At 71.7% G+C, this 375-nt stretch carries 1 protein-coding gene; it reads right to left on the bottom strand.

Going from position 1 to position 375, the window contains the following annotated elements:
* Positions 1 to 145 precede the first annotated feature (145 nt).
* On the bottom strand, positions 146 to 375 hold a 230-nt coding region (locus ACZ3HH_RS29445; protein WP_465810038.1), incomplete at its 5' end, for a DUF4031 domain-containing protein.

Below are 375 nucleotides of genomic sequence, written 5' to 3'. Positions count from 1 at the left end.
CTCTGGCCCCACCGCCACGGCACCGACGCGATGTCGATCGCGCTCCTGCGACGGGTCTCCTGACGCGTGAGGGGTCAAGATCTGTCGCCTGACGGTGGTCAGAAGCGACACATTTTGACCCCTCACGCGGAGGGCGCGCAGAGCCTCAGAGGCCGCGGCGCTCTCGGGCGGTGATGCGCAGACCCGACGCGCGGAGGCGCCGCACCAGCTCGCGACCGCCGACGTGCTCGGCCCCCGCGGCGACGAGGTCGGCGTGACGCTCGTCGGGGACGTCGTAGTGGTCGAGATCGAACGCGCGCGCCGGGATACCGGCTGCGGCGGCGAACGCGTGCAGTTCGTCGAGGTTCGCGTCGCTCACGAGATGCGCCCACAGCC

It is taken from the genome of Pseudomonas sp. PME37.24/025 (assembly GCF_055556615.1).
The sequence above is the reverse complement of the archived record's forward strand: the minus strand, read 5'-3'. Positions and strand labels throughout refer to the sequence as shown.